The following is a 20,505-nucleotide window of genomic DNA, read 5'->3' on the forward strand; positions in this document are numbered from 1 at the left end:
TCTCTTCTCTATATCTCTTATTATAAAAGGGCGAAGGCGCTTAGATAATTCAGCGAAACAACTAAACATAATACTAATTCAACGATTCGACAAAAAAAGGTTAGCCGGCAGACCAAAAACACCCGGCAGCGATTCTCCAATAACCGAAAAATCATCGCCGGGTTTTCATTTTCACCGCTTTTTTGTTAGATTTTATTTTTCTTCCGGTACTCTCCGGGCGACATGCCCATGCATTGCTTGAACTGTCTGTTGAAATAAATAATATTTTTATATCCGGCTTGTTCCGCAATCTCATACACTTTCTTAGTCGGATCTTCGAGCAGCTCGCATACCCGTTTCATCCGTAATTCACTTAAAAAATCGCTGAATAAACTGTTGGTTTCAACCTTGAATAAATGACCGAGATAGTTAGGCGTAAAATCGAAATGAGCGGCCACTTCGTTCAGCGTTATTTTTTGATCTAATCTTTCTTTCACATATTCCGTGATTTCATCAATTAACTTCCGCTTTTGTCTTTGCCGTTTCAAATAAAGCAGCTCCGACAACTCAAAAAATCTTCTTCTCAGCCAAGAGAGAATATCATGCACCGTTTCAAACTGAAACAGCACAAAGGGATGATGTGAATCCCAATTCAAAATCTCGTATAGATGCTCGTTCATTTGCTGCAGATCGGCATGAAGCTTGGAGGTAATTCGAATAATGATATCGTAGATGTCGTTTTTCTGGGAGAGCGGACTGTCCCCGGCAAACAGCTGCAGCAAACAATCATCAATGGTGGTAAGGTCGTAATCGAGCATCGCTTTAAGCATCCGGTCCACAATAACCTCTAAATCTGAGGCGATTTTTTCCTTCGGGCTCCATTCCGAGGCATCTTGGATGATTCTATTTTTCCCAACAATCCATTTAATACTTAAAGCAGCCTGAGCCTGCCGATAGGAATCATGCAGCTTACCCAGTTCTGTTGTGTACATCCCTCTTCCAATCGTAATTGAACAGGAAAATTCCTGATAGAATGACCGAATGAGCTCTTCCATCAAAGTGGTAAAATATTGTTCCTGAACCGCAGCAAGGATCACAAAATGATAGTCATAGGTTGTGATGACCATGCCTAAATTTTGATCTTGCGCGAACTTCCGGATAAACTGATTAGCTGTGCTGCTCCATAAACTCCGCTCTTCTTCCGTCCAAGTTTGGATTTTCCGTGCCATATCGTCGATCACGACGATGGCAACCGCCGACGCGCCTTGTAAGTAAGACGTAAGAACGTTGTGAATATGCGTCTCTACCTGCCCCGGGGCAGTCTCATTAAACCAGCGCAGCAGCAGCTCCTGATTCACAAGCGTCAGTGTTTCCGATAAGGAAATATGCTGCTTCCTCTCCTTCTCAATCTTGGCGCAGAGTTCAGTCAGCGTCTTATTTAACTCGTCATCATCGACGGGTTTAAGCAAATAACCGGAGGCATTTAATTGAATGGCCTCTTTGGCATAGTTGAAATCCTGATGTCCGCTAATAAAAAGCAGATGGACCTCAGGGTTAATCTCCTTCGCTTTCCGGGCAAATTCCACGCCCGACATAATCGGCATGCGGATATCGGAGAGAATGATGTCAATGCGGTGCTGCTCCATCATTTTTAAAGCGGAAAAACCGCTAGTTGCCGTTCTCACGCTATGCAAAGGCAAATGATCACTGCCCGCCACCCGCCGTCTAAGCCATTCCAAATCGATCACTTCATCATCCACCAGCAGAACGTTGATCTCCATCGCCATACTATTTACTCCCCCATAACTTCCCGGATTTCCGCATTATCCACCGGTAAGATAATTTGAACGGTCGTTCCTGCCCCAAAGTAACTGCCGATATGAATGCCGAAATCATGGCCGTATCTCAGCTTGATTCGTTCCTCCACGTTTCTCAGTCCATAGCTGCTCGAATGGAATGAGCTTGAACGCATATTTCGCAGTGTCTCCGCCCGCATACCAATTCCGTTATCGATGACCTTGAGCTCGATGCGTTCACCCAGCCGTTTTCCGGTAATCCGGATCGCAATCGTCTCCCCAAACCAAGCATGCTTGAATATATTTTCTACAAATGGCTGCAAAATCAGCTTGATGATGGGAACCTGTAAAATATCAGGATCAATATCATAATAAACCTCAAACGCATCGGCATACTTTACCCTCTGAATTTCAAGGTACATCCTTACCTGCTCCAGCTCTTTTTCAAGAGAGATATAGACATGTCCTTCATTCAAGGTGAGGCGATAGAATTTAGAAAGACCTTGTACCATCTGTGTAACCTTCTCAACTTCGCCCAAATTGGCTAAGCTGCCAATGGTCGACAACGTATTGTATAAAAAATGCGGACTGATCTGAGCTTGAAGCACATCCAGTTCTGCTTGCTTTTTCTGAATCCCTTGCTCATAGACGTTCTGGATCAGGTCCTGGATACTAGTCGCCATCTGATTAAAACTATTAGCAATATAGACAAATTCATCATTCCCAGCAAACCCAATTCTTTTATAAAAATTCCCTTCCTGAAACGACCGGACCAAATATACGATCCGTTTAATTTTTTTGCCTGATATGCGGGCAACGAGGAAGCCGATCACCGCCATGACTAAAAAGCTGATCAAACAAACCGTGGTGATCACCTTCTGCATTCGGCTAGCATCTTTATTCAAGTATGCATGCGGCACCCGTACCTCGATAGCATAGTCAGACAACGGAATATCTTCACTAATGATCAGATAAGCATCTTGCTTCGCATGTTCATCGACAATACCTTGTTCATAAAGCGTTAATCCACTAACCCGATCCACTAGACGAAGGTCTATACCCTGTTCAATCGGAAAGGTATCGAAATTGCCAAAAAGCTCGTCAATTCTCGCCGTGACGCGAATATAACCAATAATCGATGGGCCTCCCTTAGAAGAAACCAGCTTGCGGAAATACGAAATATTGCTTAGTTCACTGTCGCTGTCCGCCTGAAGCCACAAGCTGTCTTTGTTATTGGCAACAATCGACTTGAACCATTCCTTATCTTCAATAACCTGATCAGAAAGAATATAATAATCGCTTCTACCGATAGGTACAGACATATCATCACCGGGGATTTCAAGCATCGTCTCATTCGCGGTATAGAGCACAAGTCTCAGATTGTTCCCATACAATTGCAGAGGGGCTTTCATATAAGGAACGATATCATCCCTCATTTTGAGCATGTTTTCCAATGCATCTCCCCTAAACTGCAGAGCATTCTGAAAATTCGTATTGAGAAACAGCGAGTTAGTCATTCGTTTGATTTCATCTGTCTGATATTCGATATTGTTCCTCGTCTGCTTCAAAGCTGTCCGGACATTCGTTTCTGCCATTTCCGTTCTGGACTCTACGAGCATCGTATAAGCTATATAACCCACCAATACATCTGTCAGCAATACTAGAATGAGGTACGGTATCATCATCTTATAGGTGAACGGAATATACTTTTTACTGAATAAAAACCTCTCCATACCCATGCTCCCTTGTATCCGAGTTAATGCTAACGTTGTTTTCATCCATTCTACAATGGAATGAAAGCGGTTACTAGATATTGTGTTTGGAAAATGGGCTTTAGAGCAACACCCTGTTTTCCAATATATTTTTCAGACTGATATGAGATTTTGAAGGTCCAAACTTTATAAGGTTGTCTTGGAATTCAGCTAACTCCTCAATCGACGCGGTTTGCACCTTTATGAGGTAATTATATTCTCCGCTAATCCGATATAAATCGGTAACTTCCATAGCATATTTGCAAAAATCCGTAATCTCTTGGCAATGTTCTGTTTTTAATAGAATAAACGTAGTTGTGCCCCGATCCAGATCTCGTAGATTAAAAGCTGTATGATACCCAGAAATGATATTCCTTTCCTCCAGCTTGATCATTCGTTCTTTAACAGAGGGTTGTGACATCGAAACCTCTTTACTGATTTGTGAAATGGACATTCGGGCATTGTACTGAAGTAATTGCATAATCTTTTTATCAATGTCATCCACAAGTTGTTCCATAGCAAGCGCCTCCTAAACTCATTTTATAAAATAAACTTATTCCACTAAAATACCTTAAATTTAATAACCATATTACTACAAAACACTTATCTTATATATATATCTCATATTTTAATACAACTATAATAAGTATATATTAAAGTTGGGAGCGATTATAAATGAGTGTAAAAGGCCTTGCACATGTAGCGATTCAAGCTAAAGACTATAAAGCAACTATTTCTTTCTATATTGACGTTTTAGGATTCAAGCTAGGTCATCATTGGAGTCTGCCATCCTTTCAGATCAAAGAAGCCTCCATGCTGATTTCGCCTGACCGCAGAACCTGTATTGAGATTTTCGATAATGATGCAGTCATCGCCGCTCAAGGAAAAAAAGCCTTGTCTGATGAAGATATAGCACACGGAGCGTTATTACACCTTGCCTTCTATGTAGATAATGTAGAGGAGATGTATCAAAAAGCCCTTGCACATAGGGCAAAGGCTTTTATAGCACCGGACTCTCTGTCTCTGGGCGAACCGCCTCTTCTAATAAAAAACGCGATCATTCATAGTCCCAATGGAGAAGTTATCGAATTTCTTGAAGAGGTTGATTTTGATATGTCCAGCAAAGTTCATGTAGAATAAACGCTAGGGAGGGTTATGAATTATAAAACATACCATTCTCAGTAAAAAGTCGCTTTTCCTCTTAATTTTTTTGATATTTCTTATAGGAACCTACTTTTTATTCTTTGGACTTCCGTGGAAGTCTCTGGCTTTAAAAAAGCAATTTGAAGTCTATTTAGAAGATAAATATCAAATCGATTTCCAGCTGGGTAAGATGGACTTTGATTTTATACATCGCACTTATCTTTCTTATGCCCATCCAGCAAATGATCCCACTCTGATTTTTTATGTAGGTCAAGATATTGAAAGCAAGGAAATTCAGGATCTTTATCCATATGAAGTTAATAAACGAAATGCTGGGAGAAAGTAAGAGAATTGAATCCTGCTTCTAGCAGATGAAGAAGGAATGATAGTATTGATCGTGATTCAAGTCATCGCTTGGTTCATCGCCTTCGCAGCCTTGTTATCCATGGTGTCGATTGTGCTGGTGAGCTGGAGGAACGGGATATCGCCGATGCCTACGTCAAAATCTGTACGCTCGGCTGTTGCCGTTGAGGTGAATCGGATTCCGGGATATAGCAGCATTGTGGAGGCGGGATCGGGTTGGGGAACACTTGGCATGGATGTTATTCGCCAATGTCCAGGCAAAAGGCTGACAGGCATTGAAAATTCCATTATTCCCTTGTGGACATCCCAGCTGCTTGCTAGGTTCGGCACACGTATGCTGCGAGCAGACGAAGGCCAGAATCTGCTCCACGGAAGGCTTCGTTATGTACGTGGGGATATCTATAGCAGCTCTTACGAGCATGCGGATATAGTTCTTTGTTACTTATTTCCCGGAGCGATGAAACGGCTGGGGGACAAGTTCAAGCGTGAGCTACTGCCGGGCGCAGTGGTTATTAGCATTTGTTTTGCCCTTCCAGGCATGCAGCCTGTCCGTACCATAACATGCACGGACACACTGCGTACCAAGGTATATGTATACACTTTTTAATTCAGGATTACCCCACTACTTCTCTTCTGATAAGGTGGTAATTCCTGAATTTATTTCAGTTTATCCACTTGAAGTCCCCCCCTTTCTATTAACCTCTCCATCTTTGCCAAAAACAATGAATTGCATGGATTTTATACTACTACCGAGGTAAGTGATTTGTGTAGGAGAATGAATTTTATCCTAAATATAACTTTTTGGATGTCTTCTCCATCTAATTATACAGAGGGCCCTCAAGGAGGAAAAATCATTTGCTGGAAAACGAACTGGATATCAAAAAAGCGCAGAAAGGCGACCACGAGGCGTTTACCCGTCTTTTCAGGCAACTGGAATCCCAGTTGTACAGATTAGCCAAAACCATTCTGCTAAAAGATGAAGATTGCGCGGATGCTCTTCAGGAAACAACACTGAAGGTGTATAAAGGGTTGGCCAACCTTAAACAGCCTAAGTTTTTTAAAACCTGGGTTATACGCATCCTGATTAATGAATGCAATCAGTTACTTCGTATGCGAGAACGAACTATAGCTGTGGCGGAAATTCCCGAGGAACCGGTCGTTTCCTATGTGCATTTTGAAGATTCAGGCAACGTAGACCTGCAAAGCTTCATTAATCAGTTGGACGAATCCCTGCGGCTTGCTATCGTGCTTTTTTATTATGACGATTTATCCATTAAGCAGATTGCAGATGTGCTCGACATCTCCGAGGGAGCGGTCAGGGCACGACTTCATCGCGCACGGAGATTGTTGTCCAAACAGATACATCCTGTGCGGGAGGAGGGTCTTGCTAATGAATAATAACAATTTAGAAAAGCAGATCAGGGAGCTAGGGAAAGCTAATATACAGGAGCTTCCTCCTTTACTACGATCACGGCAGGATTCGATTTATGCATCGCTGGCCACCATTGTCCAGGATCCTGTGGAAAAGGAAAAGAAAAAGCGGATATATCCAAAAATCACAGCTGCTGTGACTGCGGCGATATTGTTAAGTGTTATGCTAACGGCTATCTATCCGCCTACGTTGGCCAATGCGCTCAAGCAGCTTCCCTTGATAGGCGGTATTTTTGAACGGGCAGATGATATAGGGTTACAAGCGGCCCAGCGTCTGGGACTGACTTCCCGTCTAAACAGTAGTGATACGCATGAAGGGATCACCTTGTCTGCCGAAGAGGCTGTATTTGATGGCAGCCGGTTGGCATTCTCGGTGAAGCGTGAGGGAGAAGAACTGGAAGGTAAGCTAGCCGGAGTAACGATTGGAGCGGATGGGAAGCCTTTTTTAGCGAAAGGTGCAATAACCTCTGCAGAAGTATTGATCGACGGCGCTTCCCTGGAGCAATTTTCTGATGGTCTCTGGAAAGCTATGCCGTTTCTAAGCTGGATAGAAGGTGCGGAAAGCAACACAGCTATTTTTAGACTAGTGGATTCCTCGAATTCCGGAATCTCCAACAAACCTTTTCCTGATCGATTTGTATTGACTGTAACCCTTGGCTTAAACGGTATGGATGAACCGTTTGTTCTCCAAATTCCTGCGCGGAAGGCTACGATTAATAAAATTTCCACACCTGACATACGCGCACAAGTTGGAGGATGGAGTTTGATCCTGAAAAAGCTGGAATATAGTCCATTAACGACACGCCTGTCGCTCATGCTGGAACAGGATACAGACGAAGATCATACAGCATTGAGTTTAGTGGGCTTTGAAGTAAAGGATCAACAAGGACAGGTGCTGAAAGATATTTCACAGAAAGTCCTCTCGACTTCCAATAGGTCACTTAATGTCGATTTGCTTACTGAGCCATTTGAGAAACACCCTAATATGCTCACAATCCGTGGCTATCTTTATGAGTTTGAGAACCCACAAAGTAAGAATGGAGCATTTAAAACAGACAGTTCTGGAAACCCAGTGAAGCATTATATTGACGGTCTAGAGATAAACGTGCTAGTTAAATAAAAATTAAGGAGCTTGATAATATCATGAAAAAAATGACTAAGAAGATGTCTGTAATTTTAAGTGCTGCTGTATGCCTAGGAGCGTTGGGAATGCCAGCTTTAACCCAAGCATCCAGTGCTCAACCCGCTGTTGAAGCTTCCCTGAATACAACAAAAGTGGCCGATTCACACGATCAGCTTACTTTAAAGGGCAGTGCGCAGTTTGATGGTAACTATATTAAGATCGACCTGAGCCGTGAGGGATCGCTATTTTCAGGAATGCTCGCAGGAGTAACTTTAAATGATAAAGGTGAGCCCTATCTTGCAGAAGGTACTATTGTGGGAATTGACGCTAAGCTCACTCAACCAGGAGGCATTGATTTAAAAACACCACGCTGGATCAGTGACGGTGATGCCAACAAGGCGGTTGTTGTATTGCAGACCGGATGGTTAACTGAGCAACAAAAGGCAAACCTGGCTTCCTCTGAATTGAGTATCCATGTGAAGCTTAACGGAATCGATGAACCGTATGTACTTAAATTTTCTCTCAAGCAAGCAGGATTAGTGCGTAACATTCAGCTGCCTGCTATAAAGAAAGACAACCAATTTGAAATCAAAACCACCCGTGTTGCTGCAGGAGAGACTTCTGTGCGTATCGCTTTAGCGGTTAAAGGGGTTGCCACCCAAGCACAGGCTTTAGGATATGACATTTATGATAATCTGGGAAATGAATTAGAATTTATTGCAAGGGATTCTGTTGCAGCAACTCAAAATACGGTTTCTGAAGATTTATTGTTCGAAGCACCTAGCTCAGCGGCAGAATATCTGATTATCAGACCGTATCAAGCCGTATTTGAAAAAGGCAACACCGGGGCTTATAAAGTAGATGCCAAAGGCAATGTAGTTAAAAATTACAACAAGCAATTGGAGATCAAAATCCCTCTAAAATAATCGTTAGCGCAGCAAACATAAACATATTTATCTAGGAAAAGGGGATTACCTCTCCGGCCGAAGGCTTGAGGTAATCCCCTTCTTTCAATGGAAAGAATGTTCCGTTTTACTGGTCATTTATAGCTAAAAAGCGGATAGTAGCTGTTGTCCCCTTACCTTCAGAACTACTATAATAAATTTCCCCGCCGTACTTTTCTACGATATTAAAGCAAATCATTAATCCTAAACCTGTTCCATTACTTTTTAATGAATAAAAAGGAGTCCCTAGCGACTTAACCTCAGCTTCCGACATCCCGCTTCCTTCATCGATGATTGTTATCTCAATAAAATTATTGTTCCTATTCGCCATAATAGAGATTGATTTACCAACATCCGAAGCCTCTAAAGCATTTTTTATTATATTAATAAGCAGCTGCTTAAATTCAATTTTATTAATAGAGATCATGCAGTCTTCTTCTACATAGGTAACAATTTGATTATCAGATAACATTGCGTAGGAATGGAGCAATCCTGTGACACTCTCAATAACATCCTTCACATCTACTTTTTCTAGCTTTTGTTCTCCATTTGGCTTTGAAAGGGTTAGAAATTGCGAGATAATCTGTTCTACTGTGTTCAATTCATCAATCATTAATTTAAATTTTCTTTTCATAGGATCATCAAATGAAGGATCCTCATCAAAAAACTGCAAAAAACCTCTAACCACTGTCACTGGATTTCTAATTTCATGCGCAACGGCAGCAGTTAATTGTCCAACCATCTTTAAGCGCTCAGATTGCTGTAATTGTTCATAATAAAGCTGCTGTTTTTTCATCCGTTTAAATGATATTTGAAAAATGAAAAATAATAACACTTGAACCGCTATTATATTAATGAAATTCCCTAGAATATCATAATGTAAATATGTATATAGATCCCCTCTATCAATCAAGAGGATATAGCCAAATGTAATTACCATCAGTATTCCATTTATAATGAAGGAAAAATAAAACAATTTTAAATCAAAAAATAGAATAGAGAGTGCAGGAATAAGACAAATGAGGATATAGGTAGTCCAAGTTTGAGGATATAAAAAGAATAGCGTATAAAAATACGCAAATCCAAATAGAATGATAATCTTTCTAAAAGTATGTGTCTCATGCTTAGGGTAAATCCATAAACAAACCGTTAGAAACGCCACACATAAAAAATGAATGATATAACCAAAATCAATTCCATCTAACTCTAGAGTAGATAGTATTAATCCAGACATCATAAGAACGATGATCATTAACATTAATATGTAATAGGTTTTTCGATTCACCCGACTGTAGAACTCTCTCATGAATTCACCACTTTTAAATTGATTGTCGAAATAAGAATTATATCAGCTGAAATAGTAATAAACAATAACTGAAAAAAACTGTAAACTCAATACCCCATTTAATTTCTGAAACTAGTAATTATTGCTATAATCATTGTATTCACTTTAGTTCTGATATCTAAAGCATTAGGATGGTGTTCCCTATGGTATTTGCATTTTTATTTATATTCGCTATGTACGCGGCAACTAACTATTACATTGCGAGAAAGATTTTTAAATGGTTACAACATATATTTTCACATATAAACGGGATCATATATGGAGTCATCTACAGCTTATGTGCGTTATCAATCATTATTAATTTACTATTGTCTTCTTCAGCTATGACGACCGATTCAAATATTGTTAATTTTATTGGTCAATTCGGGGACTATTGGATGGGTATCTACTTCTATTTGTTCTTGCTTTTGATCCTTTCAGATGTAATCTTACTAATTAGTAAATGGATCAAGGTCCTCCCTTCTCCTATACCAGCACGTGTTATTTTTCATACAAGGTCCATAGTATTAATTCTAGTCATAGGATTGGTGTCCTATGGGATTTATAATGCAAATCATTTAAAAGAAGTCACCTATCCGCTCCAAATACATAAAAACACTTCATTAGATCAGTTAAATATCGTCCTGATCAGCGACTTACATTTAGGCTACGTAAATGATGTAAAGTTTATTGAAGACGTTGTTGATCGTATTAATGGACTACAGCCGGATATAGTGTTGATGACAGGAGATATATTTAATGGTAACTACTATGCGCTCTCTAACCCTTCCAAAGGAATAGAGTTATTAAGTACTATTCAGTCAACCTATGGAGTTTATGCTTGTTTAGGTAACCATGATGCAGGACGCTCATACGATGAGATCGTGAACTTTATAGATAAGAGTAATATCAAACTTCTAAATGATGAGCATGTCGTTATTGATAATCAATTCGTTGTTGTTGGCAGAAGGGATTCATCACCGATTGGTAATCAAGGGAACCCTCGAGCAATTACTTCAGAAGTGATGAGTGACATTGATACAAATATGCCCGTTATCGTAATGGATCATCAACCAACCAATAGGATTGAATACGCAGATGACGTTGATTTGATACTTAGCGGACATACGCATCAAGGACAAGTATTCCCTGCAAATCTGATCACCAATGCTATGTTTACAGTAGATTATGGCCACTATCAGAAGAATCCTAACAGCCCTCACGTCATCGTTACATCTGGTGCAGGGACTTGGGGACCGCCATTACGAATTGGCACGAATAGTGAGATAGCACAAATCAAAGTTGATTTTAAATAGACGATAATTTTAGACTGATTAAAAAACATGGAAGAATATCCCGATAGCATACATAAGTTCGAAAAAGAGCATCGACCACATTAATGAGAAAATCCACCACCGTATGCGGTGGTGGATTTCTATGACTGCCTATCTAACTGTAATATCAGCAAGCACCCTCATCGACTAATCATGCCGGATCTCCGTGTTATTTCGAATACCTTCGAGACGTTCTCTTGGATCAGGCGTTATTCTTTCCCTCTTTCTTCTATTTATCGAATACAAAACAAATAATAATATAAACCATAAAGGCGTCAACAATAAGGCCGGACGAGTTTCATCAGCAAATAGCATAATTATGAGTATGATTGCAAACAAAGCTAGAACAACATAATTCACAAAGGGTGTAAACGGTGCTTTGAATTTTGATTTGGCCTGCAATTCCGGCTTCGTCTTTTTATATCGCAAATGGCAAATTAGAACGACGCCCCAAACCCAGATGAAACAAATGGCACTAATTGTTGTCACGATGCCAAAAGCCGTCTCCGGAATCAGCTTACTCAACAAAGCGCCTACAGATAAGACAAGCGTGGATATGAATAAAGCATTACTTGGTACATGATTTTTATTAAGCTTTGCAAAGTTGGCTGGAGCCTGGTCATTTCTGCTTAGATTGTATAGAATCCGGCTTGTTGAGAACATCCCGCTATTACAAGCGGACGCAGCTGAAGTTAATACAACGAAGTTAATAACCCCCGCGGCAATCGGAATCCCCACTAAACTAAATGTTTTAACAAAAGGACTTTCTGCCGGGTTTAGTTCTGTCCAAGCGTTGATGCATAATAAGGCAATAATAGCACCCACGTAGAAAAATAGAATCCGTAAAGGTATTTTATTAATCGCCGATGGGATAGTTTTTTCTGGATTGGAGGTCTCTGCTGCCGATACGCCCACCAATTCCACACCCACAAAAGCAAACACAACCATTTGAAATGAAAGTAGGAACCCTGAAATGCCGTTTGGAAATACTCCCCCATGTGCCCAAATATTACTGAGCGCAACGGTTCCGGTAGTTGTTTTGAATCCAATCACCAGTAAGACTACCCCGATAGCAATCAATGCGAGAATAGTGATTACCTTAATTAAAGCAAACCAAAATTCCAATTCGCCAAAGCTTTTTACCGTTAATAAATTGAGTCCTAATAAAATAATTAAACAAATGACTGCGGGTATCCATTGCGGGATATCAAACCAATATTGTACATAGACCCCAACAGCTATAATATCGGCCATAGCCGTCATGATCCAACAAAACCAATAGGTCCATCCAGTTACAAACGCCGCCCGCGGTCCAAGATAGTCTTCGGCAATGTCTGTAAAAGATTGATAACCTGCTTTAGACAACAGAAGTTCTCCTAATGCCCTCATCACAAAAAAAATAGCGATACCCACGATTAAATAAGCAAAAATGATGGATGGTCCTGCCAGTTGTATAGCTTTGCCTGATCCTAAAAATAATCCGGTACCGATGGTTCCACCAATCGCAATGAGCTGAACATGCCGATTCTCTAAATCTCTCTTTAATTCTTGTGCTGCCATTTCGAACTCCCCCTTATGTGAAAAAAATAACAAGTAAAAATGATAACAAAAAAGAGATTGGATACGCTCCAATCTCTTAGGTCTAAGAATAATAAATAAAATACATTCCTTTATTCTGACGATGATCAGAATAACAAATGAATTATCTAGTACTCTTCTGTCCTTTTGCCTGAGATTGTGAACCCTTCGGCGCCGGGGGAATCCCCCACGGTCTCTCCAGAAGCTGCTCCTGCTATAGTGTGATCCATAGCAATCATAGCTTGCGAATTATTTAATTGTTATGCCGCTAACTTCATTTTTAATATTTTTCAATACTAATCATTGTCAAATATTTTGTCAATAACATTAATTACCGCTTTATTTCAACTGCGAAATACGCGAATATCACGCATTGCTTCGGAAACATCGCAACCAACAGATCAAGATTGGCTGATGGTTAATATGAAAAAAGGGCTATCTCATTGTAGAATTCTACTCCTGAGACAGCCCCTTTATGTTTTGAAACACACTCTATTAGTGGCTTGTCAGCCAAGCCGCCAACTCTTCTGTCTGACTCAGAATAGCTATCGGGTCCCAGTAGCCGGAGCGATCGCTTGTCCAAAGAAATACGTGATCATTTTTGACTGCTGGCAGTGCGCCCCAGATCGGGTCGGCTTTAAGTTCATCCAGCTTTTTCGAGTCGGAGGTAAGAATAATATAGTCACCGGCATACTTTGGTAAGACCTCAGCAGAGAATGAAGCCCAGCCCGGGTCGGCCATTTCGGCGGCGATATCCGCAGGAGGCTTAAATCCCAATCCATTATAGATTGGTTGTCCACCTTTGCCGAAGTCTGTTCCAACGGCCATCAAGCTGTTTTCAGACCATTCAATAATGGAAAATGTGCTATCTGCTGGCACAACCTTCAATACGCTCTCCTTGGCATTGGCCATACGGCTGTCATAGTCTGCAAGCCAGGTTTTGGCCTTATCTTCTTCACTAAGCAGCTCACCGAAATAAGCCACTTCCTCATGTACCGTTTTTAAGGAAGCGTATGGAATAACGACCGTAGGTGCGATTTTTGACATCTGCTCATTTAGCTCAGGATAGAAATCATCCATAATAATCAAATCGGGATTAAGCGACAGAATTTTCTCTACATTTCCATTTCCGTCCCCTATATTCTCAACGTCTTTCAAATACTCCTGAAAATATGGATTTTTAATATGATGTTCGGAGGTTCCGATGGGTGTAATGCCAAGCGCAATTAAGCTACCGAGATATTCACCTGCAACAATTCTTTTGGGATGAAGGGGGATCTCCACCTCACCGTTAACCGTTTTAACGATTTTGGTCTTCGGCTGCTGTGAGGCAGCATTCTCCGTAGCACCGTTTGTACCACATGCGCTCAGTACCAAAATGAAGCTTAACAGCAATACCGATGCCAGCGTAGGCCTTGAATGTTTAAACATGAATGAATCTCCCTCTTGATCAAAATGATACTGATAATCGTTATCAATATAATCAGTATAGTCAAATGATTCAAGGGCAACAATGGAGGATTCTATGTTTGTGGCAGGACTATCTTCTAGTTTGTTCTTTCTGGAATGCAATTCTCTATAGCTAATCGGGGAAACACCCTTATACTTTTTGAACAGCCTGCCCAAATAACTAGGGTCTTGATAACCGACACCCACTGCAATTTCCTTCAGCGTAGCATCTGTTTCCAGCAGCAGTGCCACCGCTTTTTCGATGCGCACCTTAATTAAGTAATCAATCGGGCTAAGTCCAGTACGGATTTTGAAGTAGGAAGATAAATGGGGGACGCTATAGTTCAGGCTTTCCGATAATGATTCCAGCGTAATGTTATCCGTATAATGTTCATGGATAATGTCGGCGATCCGGGCGGCCAGATCACGCTTAGTCGTATTAACCCCTTGCACCGACATTTGATGAAATAGCTCATACACAAACTGATGGAGTAAAGTTCGAACATGCAACCGCGCAAGCGGCTGCGGCTTCTCCCACTCCTTAAACATCTCGCTCACTATGCGATACAGCGCTACCGAATTGTCAGGCGTCATGCTGTACGAATGATCAAAGGATTTAGCGCCCTCGTATAGCGTAGCAATCTCTAAGGGTAGTGAGGGATGCATACTCACTTTATAATAAATGCTATAGTAATCCAGCCCCTCGCTGCCTGCGTCAATGTTGAGCACAGTTCCTTTGCCTACATGAAGCACTGTAAAGCGCTGTAAACGGTGAACTTGGCTTCCCAGGTTAACTGTAGCATTACCGTGAATCGACATAAGAAACAGCCTTGAGGGGACGTAATAGGAAGGTATAGATTCGCCAGGTCTAAGGGTCATCCGACGAATATCAACTACTTTGCAATTCGCGTGATTCCATACAGCAATAAGGTCATTGATGTCCATGATTGACTAACACCTTACATGTTTTCGTTTGAAGCCGAGCTGCGATTTATCAACTGCCTTTTGAATATTAATTGAAGCATTCAAAATCTTGCTTTTTGCACTACCGGTATGGATTTCCACCGGGCCAACTTCCTTTGCAATCTCAACCGCTTTATCATGAAGCGGCAGATAGGATACGCCCACAGTGTAGATGAAATTGTTCATTGCGTATTTCGTTCGCTCAGGAGCATCATGAATCGTGTTTTTTGCAAGCTCCAACATAGCGGCCAATTTTTCTGCGGAAAATTCACTGTCCGGGCGATTTCCGAGCAGCCAGCAGTAACAGTTCCAGCCCGCCGACATTTTCAGCTCTATCTCACTTGCAATCCATTTATCAGAAACCTCTTGCGCAATATCCGTCTCCGCCAACGTTACTGCCACCACAAAGTCCGATAGCATATAGAAATAAGCCCCAGCAATCCACCGCTCAAAATCCGACTCGGTCATTGCTTTAGGCTCCGCGATCACCCCGGCAAAATACATAGCGTCGTAATTTCCCGTAGCATAAAGCTGCTCGGCCAAGGGTTGATTATGTTTTATTTTTCTGAAGATGGGCTTCATCTGGCCTGTGGCCACACCAAAAAGCGGTTCGTGCGCGCCATTGGATAGATATATTTTCTTGGTGCGTTCCTTGCCGAGAGCTTCAAGCTCTTGCATGACCGTTTCTAAATCCATTGTTCGCACTTCCTTTTTAGATTATTGGCTAGGGACTCAAACTTTACTTGAATATATCATAAAAGCCCTTATAAATACCTTCTTTTATACATCAAGGTAATTTGCCCCGCTATGTATTCAGCGCTATATTGGTTGCCATCCTTAATCCACCACATAATAATCCCCAGTAGTGAGGCTGCAATAATATCAACGGAGACTACCTCCTTAGTAAGGTCAATGTTCCTCGCGTTTCTTCGTTTTTCGACAGTACTTTTTAACAGGTTGGTCAAGTGTTTTTTGAAGCCTTTATGCTCAATCAATACAGCAAAAACTTTCCGGTATTCAAAAAAATAATTTAAAAAGGTGACCAGCTGCTCCTGTTCGTTGTTGCTCTTCATTTGTAATAGCGGTTCAACCTTCATGGACAGGTCATCGAAGATTTCATGTACGATCTGGCGCAATAAATCGTTAATATCCTCATAATGCAAATAAAACGTTGCACGATTTAGTTCCGCGCGGTTGGCGATTTTTTGGACGGTCAATTGCGAAATCTCCACATTGTCGGCCAATAATGAAAAAACAGCGTTCTTAAGCATCTTTTTTGAGCGAATAGCTCGTGGGTCAACTCTTTTATGTTCAGTCATTTCATCCCTCTATTATCGTTTAAATGGCATTTCATCAACTAATTTACCTATTCTGTCGATTAGTCGACATTTTCAATAAAATTGCAAATAGGAATACTTTTTAAATCCTGATATGATTTATTTTATTGACACTATGTCGAAAAAGCAATGAAGAGAGGACTGCAACATGCAAGAAGACACTAAGAAAATAAATAAAGGGATCTTACTAACCATCTTAATCTTTGGTTGTTTCTTATCCACACTCAATCAGACGCTTTTAAATGTCGCCTTAAGTAGTCTGATGGATGTATTTGATGTCACGGCAACAACCGTACAATGGATTTCAACAGGATTTATGCTGATCAACGGGATTTTGATTCCGATTACGGCCTATTTAATGAAACGTTTTACAACACGGCAATTATTTATAAGTGCCATGTCATTTTTATTAATCGGTTCTATAATTTGTGCAGCAGCGCCGAGCTTTAGTCTACTCTTAATCGGACGAATGATCCAAGCTGCCGGTGCTGGCATTATAATGCCGCTCATGATGAGTGTTGTGCTGGCGATCTTCCCCGTTGAAAAACGTGGCAGCGCTATGGGACTGCTTGGACTGGCGATGATATTCGCTCCGGCTATTGGGCCAACACTGGCGGGATTTGTTGTCGAATACCACTCTTGGCGCTGGTTATTTATCGGGCTTATTCCACTTGTCCTCATTGTTATAGCGTTGGCACTCAAGTATTTAGTGAATGTATCTGAGACGTCTAAGTCGAAGCTTGATGTCATAAGTGTTCTTTTATCAACCGTCGGATTTGGCTTAATTTTATACGGCTTCAGTAGTGCAGGCAGTAAAGGCTGGGATGATGTAATCGTGATCCTGACCTTAGGGATTGGGGTCGTGGTAACAGCCGTATTCTGTCTTCGACAAATCAAATCGGATGATCCGCTGCTAAACCTGTCGGTCTTCAAAAATAAAGTGTTTACGATGACGTCTCTTATTAACGTATTAATCACGATGATGATGTACGCAGATATGATCTTATTGCCTATTTATCTGCAGAATGGCCGCGGGTTTACAGCATTTGATGCAGGACTACTATTGTTGCCGGGCGCACTCGTAAATGCGTTCATGTCACCCGTCACCGGTAAACTATACGACCGTTTCGGTGCGAAGCCGCTGTTCATCATTGGTCTATTGTTTATTATTCCATCTATGTGGGCGGTAACAGATTTATCTGAATCAACTACGTATACGTATCTAATGATTCGTACCATTGGCCTGCGAATTGGATTAAGCTTCATTACTATGCCACTCAATACAGCCGGGCTAAATGCGTTGCCCAAACAACTTGGCACTCATGGTACAGCTGTGAACAATACCGTTCGCCAAATTGCCGGGGCCATTGGTACTGCTGTCGTAATTACAATTTATACAGTGCAGGCAACAAGTCATGCAACTACAGTGATGCTGAACAATCCCTCCACTACTCCTGAGATTCTTAAATCCCTTACATCAATTCTTGGGGCAAGTGACGCCTACTACTTCATGATGATTTTATCCATTGCCGCATTTGTTATAACCTTATTTATGCCCACGAAAAACAAGCTCATGATTGAAAAGAAAGCAAACCTAGTTAGCAAGGAAGAACCTCAGTTGTAACTAGTAATTACAGAGTAAATGAAGAAAAGCCATTCCTTAGCGGAGTGGCTTTTGTTATGAATGGCTTGCTTTGGATCATTGGAGCACGTATTCCTACGAGCATCAATATTTCCTTATCCATATCAATATCCCCCTCTCCATATCAAATGTGTAGACTCTATTATAAAAACGAAAAAATATTTAAACTTTACACATAAGTTAATATATGGTATTTTAATAGTGTTATTAAAAGGAATATTAATCCATAATAAGGAGCTGATTCCATTCATGAAATTATCTTTAAAAAAGAGATTGATGCTTGTTGGAACCTTTGTTTCAGTCTTTCTTTTTTCTTTTGTTTCCCAAGCATATGCGACTAATTTAATTGGCTACCCTACAGCTACACAAGCTAAGAATAATTGGTGCTGGGCTGCGACTAGCGTTACCATACTTCAATATTACGGAATCTCTGTAAGCCAATGTTCTTTTTATGATCATGTGAAGGGAACCTCCGGCTGTACAACAGACGAGAGTGAATCTTATGGAACTGTTCAAGAAGGCATTCATGATTATGGTGTCTCCAGTTGGAATCATACAGGAGCACTATCTTACAGCGATGTAAAAAACCAGATTGATAATGTTGGCAGTCCTATATATGTAAGCTGGAAATGGAATAGTGCTACCGGTGGCGGGCACGCAGTAGTTATCTATGGGTACGACACATATAGTGGAAATGATTGGATTCAACACATGAACCCGAGTGGGGGCACAAAAACCTCCATGTTATACACCAACGTTAAAGGTGGCTCCAGCTACGATAGAACCTGGAGATGGGGACTTCATGGCTTCAACAAATATATTTAAGGAGGGCTTCCCATTAAGAAAACGCTGCTGTTAACTGTAACTTCATTCGTTTTATTTCTGACTTTTTTCTCACCTGTATGGGCTCAGACCGTAACTGAAGATGTTGTTTCTTTTGCAAATACAGAAGGATTAACATTGATTAAAGAAGGGCTATCTAAAGATCCTGAAGGGTATGGTTACAACAATGAAGCAGAGATTAGTGAAATTACCGTAGGTCAAGGAATGCAGATTCATTTTATTGATGGCGCTAAGCTTAGGGCGGCTTCCGATAGTCTGATTGAAACGGTCACACCCCAAGACAACTGGGAGTTTCTTATTTTATCGGGCGGAATACCCAAATCTAAAATGATCATTCAAAAGGATTCAAACGGGTCCTATCAAGTTACTGAGTTTGGAGGAAATCCTAATACTTTGGCCTATGCTATTCATTCACTAGAAGCTGAGGGTGAAGTGAGTGAGCCTACACTTATCCGTGAGCGGGACGAATATATAGCTGCCTTCAAGAAAGACAATCAGGAACTAATCATCGCCCCACAACAAGCCTCATCAGCAGAAACAAAAGGACTAAGCAATATTTCGGAGCCTCAAGCACCCGGGCATTTAATTGATGTGTTACAAACGATGCAGAACGATTCTTCCGATGACGAGCAGGATGGGTCGGGAACCATTGCTTCCGCATATTATGCGGACGATAATAATCATCTAACAAGGTCTATCACCATTAGCGCCATTATTGCTCTAGTAGCGGTATTTGTGTTCTGGGCCTATCTCAGAAGACGTAAACAACCTAAATAAATGTAAAAATAAGTAGGCCGCCCTCCTTCATTGGATTGCGGCCTACTTTGATAGATAGTACCTCTAAAAAGCCTCCCTCTCCCCATATGATTAGGACATAAAGGCTGCCAAAGACCTCGTTAGCATAACACCATTTGTAATGGTATCTTGCGGCTAAACATCTCGTCCAGTACCCATGCCCCTTTTATACATTTTTTCTGCTTCAATAGGACTTTCTTTTGCCGTGATATGATACGGAATTACCCGATAAACTTGAACCGGACCGCCAAATACAGCCGATCTATACTTTTCCACATGCTGCTTGGACAAGGGGCGATTATAATAACCCGGTACGTATTTATTGATCAATTCCTGAAGTACGTGTGTGGCTTCATCCAAATCTGAAATTGGTTCTGCTTGTCCAAAAATCATTACGCTCATATAAGCTGTATCCGTTTTGGCTGGTACCGGATCTGTAATAGTTCCATATTCCTCACATACCGTAAAACATACCTCCGGATTATCACGCATGACCTGATTACGTCTTCCATCTCCAGCCCCATGAATATACAGTTTCCCTTCAGTCCATACATAATTAAGTGGCACAACATAAGGGAGGTTCCCATCAACCAACCCCAGATAACCTAATCTCGTTTGGTGAAGGAACCTTTCAATCTTCTCTTGATCTAGGCATTCCCTGGTCTTGTAACGAACCGAATTCATATCGAATCTCTCCTTTTATTTAAATT

General features: G+C 41.1%; 18 protein-coding genes and 1 riboswitch. Of the genes, 9 read left to right on the forward strand and 9 right to left on the reverse strand.

Annotation, left to right across the window (positions count from 1 at the left end; genetic code table 11):
• Window positions 1-185: 185 nt before the first annotated feature.
• From NSQ91_RS31340 to NSQ91_RS31350, 3 genes are all read right to left on the reverse strand, one after another.
• Window positions 186-1,766, reverse strand: coding sequence for a response regulator (locus NSQ91_RS31340; RefSeq protein WP_305953672.1), 1,581 nt, complete (start codon window positions 1,764-1,766; stop codon window positions 186-188).
• 5 nt (window positions 1,767-1,771) lie between these two features.
• Complete coding sequence (locus NSQ91_RS31345) at window positions 1,772-3,508, reverse strand: sensor histidine kinase (protein WP_076191558.1); 1,737 nt, start codon at window positions 3,506-3,508, stop codon at window positions 1,772-1,774.
• 100 nt (window positions 3,509-3,608) lie between these two features.
• A complete protein-coding gene (locus NSQ91_RS31350) occupies window positions 3,609-4,043 on the reverse strand; it encodes an Lrp/AsnC family transcriptional regulator (RefSeq protein WP_076191556.1) in 435 nt (144 codons plus the stop codon).
• Between the two features lie 158 nt (window positions 4,044-4,201).
• Here NSQ91_RS31350 and NSQ91_RS31355 point away from each other — a divergent pair, with 158 nt between their 5' ends.
• The 5 genes from NSQ91_RS31355 (at window position 4,202) to NSQ91_RS31375 (ending at window position 8,512) form a co-directional block, all read left to right on the forward strand.
• Window positions 4,202-4,666: a VOC family protein gene (locus NSQ91_RS31355; protein ID WP_076303523.1), complete on the forward strand. Its 465-nt coding sequence runs from the start codon at window positions 4,202-4,204 to the stop codon at window positions 4,664-4,666.
• Window positions 4,667-5,051: 385 nt separating this feature from the next.
• Window positions 5,052-5,639, forward strand: a complete 588-nt coding sequence (locus tag NSQ91_RS31360) for a class I SAM-dependent methyltransferase (protein WP_076181795.1) — start codon at window positions 5,052-5,054, stop codon at window positions 5,637-5,639.
• A 248-nt stretch (window positions 5,640-5,887) separates the two neighbouring features.
• The gene (locus NSQ91_RS31365) at window positions 5,888-6,430 is read left to right on the forward strand and encodes a sigma-70 family RNA polymerase sigma factor (RefSeq protein WP_232061486.1); all 543 of its coding nucleotides are present in this window, start codon (window positions 5,888-5,890) and stop codon (window positions 6,428-6,430) included.
• On the forward strand, window positions 6,423-7,583 hold the full coding sequence (locus NSQ91_RS31370; protein ID WP_076303522.1) for a DUF4179 domain-containing protein: 1,161 nt from the start codon (window positions 6,423-6,425) through the stop codon (window positions 7,581-7,583). Before NSQ91_RS31365 ends, NSQ91_RS31370 begins: the two co-directional genes overlap by 8 nt.
• A 23-nt stretch (window positions 7,584-7,606) precedes the next feature.
• Entirely contained in the window at window positions 7,607-8,512 is a 906-nt protein-coding gene (locus tag NSQ91_RS31375) for a DUF5643 domain-containing protein (RefSeq protein WP_076124237.1), read from the forward strand.
• A 106-nt stretch (window positions 8,513-8,618) separates the two neighbouring features.
• On the opposite strand, the gene NSQ91_RS31380 is transcribed toward NSQ91_RS31375, so the two are convergent.
• Complete coding sequence (locus NSQ91_RS31380) at window positions 8,619-9,836, reverse strand: sensor histidine kinase (protein ID WP_076303521.1); 1,218 nt, start codon at window positions 9,834-9,836, stop codon at window positions 8,619-8,621.
• Between the two features lie 182 nt (window positions 9,837-10,018).
• Here NSQ91_RS31380 and NSQ91_RS31385 point away from each other — a divergent pair, with 182 nt between their 5' ends.
• The gene (locus NSQ91_RS31385; protein WP_076181791.1) at window positions 10,019-11,170 is read left to right on the forward strand and encodes a metallophosphoesterase; all 1,152 of its coding nucleotides are present in this window, start codon (window positions 10,019-10,021) and stop codon (window positions 11,168-11,170) included.
• A gap of 165 nt (window positions 11,171-11,335) precedes the next feature.
• On the opposite strand, the gene NSQ91_RS31390 is transcribed toward NSQ91_RS31385, so the two are convergent.
• The 4 genes from NSQ91_RS31390 to NSQ91_RS31405 all read right to left on the reverse strand — a co-directional run bounded on the left by NSQ91_RS31390 (window position 11,336) and on the right by NSQ91_RS31405 (window position 16,497).
• Window positions 11,336-12,748, reverse strand: a complete 1,413-nt coding sequence (locus NSQ91_RS31390; RefSeq protein WP_076303520.1) for an amino acid permease — start codon at window positions 12,746-12,748, stop codon at window positions 11,336-11,338.
• A 147-nt stretch (window positions 12,749-12,895) separates the two neighbouring features.
• Window positions 12,896-12,978, reverse strand: a riboswitch (glycine riboswitch).
• Window positions 12,979-13,261: 283 nt separating this feature from the next.
• Window positions 13,262-15,160 (reverse strand): AraC family transcriptional regulator, encoded by a 1,899-nt coding sequence (locus NSQ91_RS31395; protein WP_076303519.1) that lies wholly within the window; start codon window positions 15,158-15,160, stop codon window positions 13,262-13,264.
• Window positions 15,161-15,166: 6 nt separating this feature from the next.
• Entirely contained in the window at window positions 15,167-15,874 is a 708-nt protein-coding gene (locus tag NSQ91_RS31400; RefSeq protein ID WP_076181784.1) for a DNA alkylation repair protein, read from the reverse strand.
• A 68-nt stretch (window positions 15,875-15,942) separates the two neighbouring features.
• Window positions 15,943-16,497 (reverse strand): TetR/AcrR family transcriptional regulator, encoded by a 555-nt coding sequence (locus tag NSQ91_RS31405; protein ID WP_076124245.1) that lies wholly within the window; start codon window positions 16,495-16,497, stop codon window positions 15,943-15,945.
• A 166-nt stretch (window positions 16,498-16,663) separates the two neighbouring features.
• Between NSQ91_RS31405 and NSQ91_RS31410 the strand changes: the two genes are divergently transcribed.
• From NSQ91_RS31410 to NSQ91_RS31420, 3 genes are all read left to right on the forward strand, one after another.
• On the forward strand, window positions 16,664-18,139 hold the full coding sequence (locus tag NSQ91_RS31410; protein WP_076303518.1) for a DHA2 family efflux MFS transporter permease subunit: 1,476 nt from the start codon (window positions 16,664-16,666) through the stop codon (window positions 18,137-18,139).
• A gap of 267 nt (window positions 18,140-18,406) precedes the next feature.
• A complete protein-coding gene (locus NSQ91_RS31415) occupies window positions 18,407-18,982 on the forward strand; it encodes a C39 family peptidase (protein WP_076124249.1) in 576 nt (191 codons plus the stop codon).
• Window positions 18,983-19,117: 135 nt separating this feature from the next.
• On the forward strand, window positions 19,118-19,777 hold the full coding sequence (locus tag NSQ91_RS31420; RefSeq protein WP_076124251.1) for a hypothetical protein: 660 nt from the start codon (window positions 19,118-19,120) through the stop codon (window positions 19,775-19,777).
• A 153-nt stretch (window positions 19,778-19,930) separates the two neighbouring features.
• Here the strand turns inward: NSQ91_RS31420 and NSQ91_RS31425 are convergent, their stop codons facing one another.
• On the reverse strand, window positions 19,931-20,479 hold the full coding sequence (locus tag NSQ91_RS31425) for a pyridoxamine 5'-phosphate oxidase family protein (RefSeq protein ID WP_036682364.1): 549 nt from the start codon (window positions 20,477-20,479) through the stop codon (window positions 19,931-19,933).
• Between the last annotated feature and the right edge of the window lie 26 nt (window positions 20,480-20,505).

This window comes from Paenibacillus sp. FSL R7-0048, assembly GCF_038004505.1.
Lineage (GTDB): Bacteria > Bacillota > Bacilli > Paenibacillales > Paenibacillaceae > Paenibacillus_AQ > Paenibacillus_AQ odorifer.

What these genes read in the sequence shown, in the direction of transcription:
- NSQ91_RS31340 (WP_305953672.1), bottom strand. Translation starts at nt 1,766, where the DNA reads ATGGCGATGGAGATCAACGTTCTGCTGGTGGATGATGAAGTGATCGAT.
- NSQ91_RS31355 (WP_076303523.1), top strand. Translation starts at nt 4,202, where the DNA reads ATGAGTGTAAAAGGCCTTGCACATGTAGCGATTCAAGCTAAAGACTAT.
- NSQ91_RS31390 (WP_076303520.1), bottom strand. Translation starts at nt 12,748, where the DNA reads ATGGCAGCACAAGAATTAAAGAGAGATTTAGAGAATCGGCATGTTCAG.
- NSQ91_RS31370 (WP_076303522.1), top strand. Translation starts at nt 6,423, where the DNA reads ATGAATAATAACAATTTAGAAAAGCAGATCAGGGAGCTAGGGAAAGCT.
- NSQ91_RS31350 (WP_076191556.1), bottom strand. Translation starts at nt 4,043, where the DNA reads ATGGAACAACTTGTGGATGACATTGATAAAAAGATTATGCAATTACTT.
- NSQ91_RS31360 (WP_076181795.1), top strand. Translation starts at nt 5,052, where the DNA reads ATGATAGTATTGATCGTGATTCAAGTCATCGCTTGGTTCATCGCCTTC.
- NSQ91_RS31380 (WP_076303521.1), bottom strand. Translation starts at nt 9,836, where the DNA reads ATGAGAGAGTTCTACAGTCGGGTGAATCGAAAAACCTATTACATATTA.
- NSQ91_RS31385 (WP_076181791.1), top strand. Translation starts at nt 10,019, where the DNA reads ATGGTATTTGCATTTTTATTTATATTCGCTATGTACGCGGCAACTAAC.
- NSQ91_RS31400 (WP_076181784.1), bottom strand. Translation starts at nt 15,874, where the DNA reads ATGGATTTAGAAACGGTCATGCAAGAGCTTGAAGCTCTCGGCAAGGAA.
- NSQ91_RS31395 (WP_076303519.1), bottom strand. Translation starts at nt 15,160, where the DNA reads ATGGACATCAATGACCTTATTGCTGTATGGAATCACGCGAATTGCAAA.
- NSQ91_RS31405 (WP_076124245.1), bottom strand. Translation starts at nt 16,497, where the DNA reads ATGACTGAACATAAAAGAGTTGACCCACGAGCTATTCGCTCAAAAAAG.
- NSQ91_RS31410 (WP_076303518.1), top strand. Translation starts at nt 16,664, where the DNA reads ATGCAAGAAGACACTAAGAAAATAAATAAAGGGATCTTACTAACCATC.
- NSQ91_RS31415 (WP_076124249.1), top strand. Translation starts at nt 18,407, where the DNA reads ATGAAATTATCTTTAAAAAAGAGATTGATGCTTGTTGGAACCTTTGTT.
- NSQ91_RS31375 (WP_076124237.1), top strand. Translation starts at nt 7,607, where the DNA reads ATGAAAAAAATGACTAAGAAGATGTCTGTAATTTTAAGTGCTGCTGTA.
- NSQ91_RS31425 (WP_036682364.1), bottom strand. Translation starts at nt 20,479, where the DNA reads ATGAATTCGGTTCGTTACAAGACCAGGGAATGCCTAGATCAAGAGAAG.
- NSQ91_RS31345 (WP_076191558.1), bottom strand. Translation starts at nt 3,508, where the DNA reads ATGGAGAGGTTTTTATTCAGTAAAAAGTATATTCCGTTCACCTATAAG.